We start from the raw sequence: 7,183 nt of genomic DNA on the forward strand, positions 1-7,183 counted from the left end.
GCCTTAGCACTTTGTATCAAATACTTGATTCATTGCTACAGCCTGAGGGGAACTGTGGACTTACTGACCAGCACTGTCGTCGGGTTGCTGATAGGCGCCGTCATCATCTACGGCGTGCTGCGGATCATCGCTGGCAGGGCCGAGCCTGCTGCTGCCGCCAGCGAAGGGCCGCACTCCGGCTCGGGATCAGGTGTCCAACCCGGCTCAGGCGCAGGCTCTGGGCTATCCGACGAGTCCGCGCGAGATGCGGCCCGGATGCATGCGTTCTGGACGGCCATTATCGCGTTTTTTGCCAGCGGACTCTCTGCGGCCTCCAAGGTGGGTGACATTCCGGCCGCCTACTACGCCGGAAACACGGCAGCGCCATCTTGGCTGGCGGACTTGCTGACCGTCCTGGTGCCTCTTGTCAGCCTGGCCGGAATCTACATCATTGGCCAGTACACCTGGCCAAGGCCCCGCGGCAACGTGCGCCGTGCCGACATCACCCTCCGGCGCCTCCGCGACTACATCCCGCGGGCGCTGCTGGTGGTGATGACCGCGGCGTGCGTGCTGGCCGTTGCCACGACGGTGGCGGTCTGGGACCTGCCGGGCATCGAGGGCTTCAGCGGCACCCAAACCTTTGACGGTGTTGAGGTCACCGGCGAACACATCGGTCGCCAGCCCGGCAGCTACTTCGCACCAATCCTGCTGATCGGCATCCTGACGCTCGCGGCCGGCGTCGCCACAGCCACCGCCGACATCGTGCGCCGACGCCCGCTGGCATCGCTCAACAGCGAAGACAACCGCATCCTGCGCATCGTCCTGATCAACCGCCTCTTCCGTACCGCCACACTGCTTTTCGCCTCGCTCGGCGGCATGGCGGTCAGTTTCGCCAATCAGCAGGCGCCGACCCTGATCCTCGACGGACCCGCACCGATGACCGGCTGGGAACCTGCCCAGCAACTGGCAGGCTGGCTCACGGTCGCACTGATGATCGCCATGGCCCTGTGGCGCCCACCCCTGCTGGCACCCGATGGCGCTCCGCGCCGGCAGATCATCTACCGTGGCAGCTACGCCGCGGGGCAGGAGATCACCGATTCCATGCATACGGTCGCGGTGGTCTTCACCGTAGTTGCGTTATTGGCTGTCGGTGGCTGGGCTAGTTTCGTTGGTCCCCCGGCAACCGTTGCTGACACCGGAAACCCGGTCTTCCCCGCTTCGCCCCTACTCTTGCTGCCTCTGGCATTTGCCGTTCCGGTGACCGTGTTTGTGGCCGTTATTGCCTCCGGAGAGGTTCGGCTATGGCGTGGCCACACCAGATCGTCCCACCAGCCCGCTTCCGGCTGGACTGGATACGACCGCCCCGCGTCTGCGGCCCGTCTGGTTCCACGCCCGCTTCTTGCCGCCGCAGCCGGTGGCGCGGTGCTGCTGGCAGTCGCCATCGGCTTCAATGCTGCCGCTCCTGGCGGACAGCCCGACCTGCTGGCGGCTTTCGCCGTGGCCTGTATTGGCCTGCTCCTGTTCTGCGCGGCCGCCGTCCTGTTGGTGCACCGCCGTCCCCGATTGTTCGAGGCAACGCCGGAGGCAGACAACATGCTCCGCCGGGCTTCCGCCTTCCGTGTGACGCGAATAACCGCAGCCGGGCTGTTCGCCCTAACCGCCCAACTGCTCCTCGTACACCCCGCCGCCTGGGGCTGGGTCCTGGACGGACGCATCTCGCTGTACGTCCATCAACTGTCCCCCGGCCTGCACACAGCGCTCCGCATCACCACGGCAGTGCTCTACCTTGCCGCCGTTGTGCTGGCACTTCTCCCGTCCGCATCGCGGCCCCGCCGGTCGGTGGCAGGCCATATCGGCCATCCCGTAGCGCACCACTCCGGCGACCTCGGCTCGCACAATTCGGACAACCCCGTCTCGCACGATTCCGCCGACGCCGAGAGCGGACCGCCAGGCCCCGGCCAGGACCACCGTCTGCCCGCCACCGGCCGGACCCACGAGCAGCCCTCTGCCCGCCAGGACCGCACGCCATGAGCACGCAGATCCGGGTAGACCTGGCGGCGCCGACGCCGCCGTACGAGCAGATCCGCAGCCAGGTCGCCTCGCTCATCGCGGTTGGCATGTTGGCCGCCGGACAACGGCTGCCCCCGGTGCGCAGCCTGGCGGCGGATCTGGGTGTGGCCGCGGGTACCGTGGCCCGCGCGTACAAGGAGCTTGAGGCAGCAGGCCTGCTCATCAGCCGCCGGCGCCATGGCACTACCGTGGCCGAGACGGCAGCCGCCATGCGCAAAACCGCAGCCGGCTCTGCCGAGGTGAGCGCCGCCGTCGTCCATTTGGTGCATGCTGCCCGGACTGCAGGACTGGACGATGAGACGGTCTTGAACCTGGTCCGCGGCCAACTGCAGCACCCACACGGAACCCCACCGACCGCGCCGTAGACCTCGCCCCGGAAAGCGCACCGGCCGCTCCGTAAACCTCACCCGCGGGACGCGCGACGCCCTCGCTTGGGCCCACGCCGCAGTCCATCGCCTCACCCTCGACGCCCTCGCCGCGGGCCCCACTCCGCGAACAACTGCCGGCGCACCCCTCAACTACACTGGACGCTGTGAACGCGATTCCCACCCCGTATGAAGACCTGCTGCGCGACGTGATGGCCAACGGCACGGCCAAATCGGACCGCACCGGCACCGGCACGCGCAGTGTCTTTGGCCGCCAGATCCGCTATGACCTGGCCCAGGGTTTCCCGCTGATCACCACCAAGCGCGTGCATTTCAAGTCCGTGGCGCTGGAGCTGCTGTGGTTCCTGCGCGGCGACTCGAACGCGAAATGGCTGCAGGAACGCGGCGTCAAGATCTGGAATGAATGGGCCGACGCCGACGGCGAGCTCGGTCCGGTCTACGGCGTGCAGTGGCGCTCTTGGCCCACGCCCGACGGCGGGCATATCGACCAGATCGCCAACCTGGTGGAGGACCTGAAGAACAATCCGGATTCGCGCCGGCACATCGTCTCCGCGTGGAACGTCGCGGAGATCAAGAACATGGCGCTGCCGCCGTGCCACGCGTTCTTCCAGTTCTACGTGGCGGACGGCAAGCTCTCCTGCCAGCTGTACCAGCGCAGCGCGGATATGTTCCTGGGCGTGCCGTTCAACATCGCATCCTACGCGTTGCTCACCCTGATGCTGGCGCAGCAGGTGGGCCTGGAGCCGGGCGAATTCATCTGGACCGGCGGCGATGTGCACGTCTACGACGACCATGTGGACCAGGTCCGCGAACAGCTATCGCGCGAGCCCTATCCGTACCCCACGCTCAACTTCCTGCGGAAGCCGGAGAGCATTTTCGACTACTCGCTGGAGGACTTCGACGTGGCGAACTACCAGCATCACCCGGCCATCAAGGCACCGGTGGCCGTATGAGCGCCGAAGGTGGTGCTAACGCCGGCAACAACTCCGGCGCCGCTGATGCTGCCCGCGCCCCGCGCCCCTATCCGGACAGCGTCGCCGAGGCCGTGACCGCCGCATCAGCCACCGACGCCGGACAGCCCCAGCCGCTGGCGGCGCCCGTCGTCGGCATGATCTGGGCCCAGACCACCAACGGCGTGATCGGCCGCGACGGCGGCATGCCGTGGCATCTGCCCGAAGACCTGGCGCACTTCAAACGGACCACGCTCAACCATCCCGTGATCATGGGCCGCAAAACGTGGGAATCCTTCCCGGACAAGTACCGGCCGCTGCCCGGGCGCACCAACATTGTGATCAGCCGCCGGCCGGAAATGCGCGACCAACTGGCCGCCGAGGGCGCCGTCGTGGTCGAATCCGTGGAAGACGCGATGGCCGCAGCCGCCGCCAGTCCAGGCAGCGACGAAATCTGGATCCTTGGCGGCGGCGAGATCTTCAACCTCGCCACACAGCATGCCAACGCTGCATCGGTCACCGTTATTGACATGGAGACCGACGGCGACACCTACGCGCCGCAGCTAGGCCCGGAATGGAAGTTCGACGGCGTCTCCCCCACCGAGGGCTGGAGCACCGGGGCCAACGGCACCCGCTACCGCATCTCGCTTTGGGTCCTCGGGAACAACGGCCGGGCGCAGTAGTCCCTGTCTCGCCGCACAGCGAAGTGTGGGGGTCCCGGTGCCGGGGGCCGCACCGAACACCGCAGAGTGTTAGGCCCCCAGGTTAGGCCCCCAGCGCCGCCGACCGCACCATCACGCCGTCGGCACGAAAGGGGACGCGTCGGCACGAAGGGGACGCCCCGCCGTCGTACGCGTGCCTTGGAGGCGTACGTTTGCCGCGGATTCGCGCCCTGGCTTCACGTAACTCACGGGCATCCAAATTGACCCTGCCCGTAAACTAGATGGCATGAGTTCCCCCGCAGCCACTTCATCTACACAGTCCGTCGGCCTGATCGGTTGGCGCGGCATGGTCGGTTCCGTCCTCATGCAGCGCATGCAGGATGAAGGCGACTTCGACCTGATCAACCCCGTCTTCTTCTCCACATCGAACGCCGGCGGCGATGCCCCGGCCTTCGCTGCAGGCGCGGGCAAACTGCAGGACGCGTACGACGTCGAGACGCTCGCCAAGCTGCCGATCATCGTCACTGCGCAGGGCGGGGACTACACCTCCGAGGTCTACCCCAAGCTGCGCGATGCTGGCTGGGACGGCCTGTGGATTGACGCCGCGTCCACGCTGCGGATGCAGGACAGCTCCATCATCGTGTTGGATCCGGTGAACCGTGACGTGATCGACGCCGGGCTGGCCCGCGGCGTCAAGGAATTCATCGGTGGCAACTGCACCGTTTCCTGCATGCTCATGGGCCTGGGCGGGCTGTTCAAGAACGGCTTGGTGGAGTGGGGAACCTCCATGACCTACCAGGCAGCCTCCGGCGGCGGTGCACGGCACATGCGCGAGCTGCTGAACCAGTTCGGTTCGCTCAACGCCGCCGTGACCGCGGAACTGGCGGACCCCGCCTCCGCGATCCTGGAAATCGACCGCAAGGTCCTGGCCCTGCAGCGCAACCCGGAGCTGGATTCCTCCCAGTTCGGCGTGCCGCTGGCCGGGTCCGTGATCCCGTGGATCGACAAGGACCTGGGCAACGGGCAGTCCAAGGAAGAGTGGAAGGCCCCGGCGGAGACGAATAAGATCCTGGGGCTTAGCAATGACAAGCGCATCCCGTTTGACGGTCTGTGTGTACGCATCGGCGCCATGCGATCCCACTCGCAGGCCCTGACCTTGAAACTCACCGAAGACCTGCCGGTGGCCGAAATCGAGCGGATCATCGACGCCGACAACGAGTGGTCCCGCGTTGTGCCGAACACCAAGGAAGCCACCATGGAGCAGCTCACCCCTGTGGCTGCCAGCGGCACCCTGGAAATCCCGGTTGGCCGCATCCGCAAGCTGGAAATGGGCCCCGAATACATCAGCGCCTTCACCGTCGGCGACCAGCTCCTGTGGGGCGCCGCGGAGCCGCTGCGCCGCATGCTGCGCATCGCCACCGGCAACCTTTAGGACAGCCAGCACCTCGAGGCTCCAGGGCCTTGAGGTGGCCGTGCCTTATGACGGCCGGCCCCTTGGGGCAGATGGGTCTTGGGGGCCGTTGCCTCTTAGGGCAGCCCGCCACGCTGGTGGACTAAATCCTGTGGTGCCCGTCCCTTTGTGGGACGGGCTCCCGCTGTTATGTTCAGCCCCTCACCTTGTGCCCACGCCGACCGCGTGTTCTCAAGCGCGGCTCCGAGCCCAAGCCGACCGCGCGTTCTCAAGCGCGGCTCCGTTTCCAAGCCGACCGCGCGTTCTCAAGCGCGGCTCCGTTTCCAAGCCGACCGCGTGCCCGGGCTGCAAACTCGGCTCACGTGCCCCTTAGCTGGCCACGTGAGCGCAAGCGCGCCTTGCCCGCAAGCAGCCCCACGGCGCTTCATTTCCGCGGCGTCTGACCTTTCATTGCCTCTTGCGTGAACCATCGACGATCATGAGCCACTCCGGGGCTGTTGGCCTGCACAGGCCTGCTTCGTCCCCAAGCCGTCATGTACTCCACAGACCAGTCTTCTGGCGTTGACTTGCCCTCCACAGGCACCTGCCAGCGGGTGTTTGTGCACATACGTCGAACGTCCGTTCTACCCGGAGCTTGCGCTGCGTAGCGTTGAAGTATGGCAGCGGAACCTTTGGACGAGGCACAGGAGCCGGAGGAACACTCCGGCTCCGCAGCCACGCCCGACGAGGTGTCGGAAGCCAAACCCGACCCAACCGCTTCGGCTCAGTCTGCGGCCGGTCCTGCCATGGCGGAGGACCGCACATTATCAGATTCTGCCGCCGTTGAACCTGCCCCTGAAGCCGCCGAAGATCCTGACATCGCCGGTCCCGAAGACGATACCGCGGTGGGGTCGCCGGCGGGGCGGGAGTTGTGGGAGGAGGACTGGCGGGAGCTGGAACCGGCGGAACTGGCCGGGCTGCTCGCCGGCACCGACCCCGGGACCCTGGACGACTGGTCCACGCTGGAATACCTCAAAGCCGTCGGCAAACACGAGGCCTGGACCCAGTCCCGCCGCACCCGCGGCCTGCACCGCATGGCCGTGCTCCGGCCGGCCACCGGCGCCGACGCCGGCGCCGACGCCGGCGCCCCGGACGGGATTTCCCGGCACGCCGCGCAGGAACTCGCCCCGATCCTCGGCGTGCCCCGGCGGCAGGCGGCCGCGGACCTGGCCGACGCGCACCAGCTCGGCACCCACCTGCCCGCCACCCTGGCCGCCCTCGACCAGGGTGCCATCGACCTGCCCCGCGCCACGGCGATCGCCCGCAAAGGCGCCGACCTGCCCCCGGAGACCCTGGCCGAGTACGAGAACACGGTGCTGCCCGGCGCCGGGACCATCACCCTCGAATCCGTCCACGCCCGGGCCCGCACCGCCCGCGACCAGCTCCACCCCGTGCCCTTGGAGACACGGCACCGGGCCGCGATGGAACGGCGCACCGTCCAATACCTGCCGCAGGACGACGGCATGGCCGAACTGTTCATCCGCACCTCAGCGGACAAAGCCCTGCTCGCCTACAACCTGATGCAGGCCCACGCCCGGAAACTGAACTGTGCTGGGTTTCGTAGAGGCTCGGGATTCACGCACTCAGGGGTTCCCGGGTGCGGTTCAGGTGGAAATGGTGTTCGTACTCTATCGGGCTCTGGTAGCCGATGGATGAATGGAGACGCTGATGGTTGAACCAGTGCAC

The 7,183-nt window shown here is 67.1% G+C and carries 6 protein-coding genes; all 6 read left to right on the top strand.

The window, feature by feature from the left end; all coding sequences use genetic code 11:
* Window positions 1–54: 54 nt before the first annotated feature.
* The 6 genes from E4J89_RS05010 (at window position 55) to E4J89_RS05035 (ending at window position 7,173) form a co-directional block, all read left to right on the top strand.
* The gene (locus tag E4J89_RS05010) at window positions 55–2,010 is read left to right on the top strand and encodes a hypothetical protein (RefSeq protein ID WP_136784974.1); all 1,956 of its coding nucleotides are present in this window, start codon (window positions 55–57) and stop codon (window positions 2,008–2,010) included.
* Window positions 2,007–2,414 (top strand): GntR family transcriptional regulator, encoded by a 408-nt coding sequence (locus E4J89_RS05015; protein ID WP_136784975.1) that lies wholly within the window; start codon window positions 2,007–2,009, stop codon window positions 2,412–2,414. The genes E4J89_RS05010 and E4J89_RS05015 overlap by 4 nt, the downstream gene beginning before the upstream one ends.
* Window positions 2,415–2,626: 212 nt before the next feature.
* Window positions 2,627–3,388 carry a thymidylate synthase gene (locus E4J89_RS05020; protein WP_240691718.1) on the top strand — a complete coding sequence of 254 codons (762 nt, stop codon included), beginning with the start codon at window positions 2,627–2,629 and terminating at the stop codon, window positions 3,386–3,388.
* Complete coding sequence (locus E4J89_RS05025; RefSeq protein ID WP_136784977.1) at window positions 3,385–4,068, top strand: dihydrofolate reductase; 684 nt, start codon at window positions 3,385–3,387, stop codon at window positions 4,066–4,068. The genes E4J89_RS05020 and E4J89_RS05025 overlap by 4 nt, the downstream gene beginning before the upstream one ends.
* A 265-nt stretch (window positions 4,069–4,333) precedes the next feature.
* On the top strand, window positions 4,334–5,479 hold the full coding sequence (gene asd / locus E4J89_RS05030) for an aspartate-semialdehyde dehydrogenase (RefSeq protein ID WP_136784978.1): 1,146 nt from the start codon (window positions 4,334–4,336) through the stop codon (window positions 5,477–5,479).
* 635 nt (window positions 5,480–6,114) lie between these two features.
* The gene (locus E4J89_RS05035; protein WP_136784979.1) at window positions 6,115–7,173 is read left to right on the top strand and encodes a DUF222 domain-containing protein; all 1,059 of its coding nucleotides are present in this window, start codon (window positions 6,115–6,117) and stop codon (window positions 7,171–7,173) included.
* Window positions 7,174–7,183 lie beyond the last annotated feature (10 nt).

Source organism: Arthrobacter sp. CAU 1506, from assembly GCF_005047635.1.
Lineage (GTDB): Bacteria > Actinomycetota > Actinomycetes > Actinomycetales > Micrococcaceae > Crystallibacter.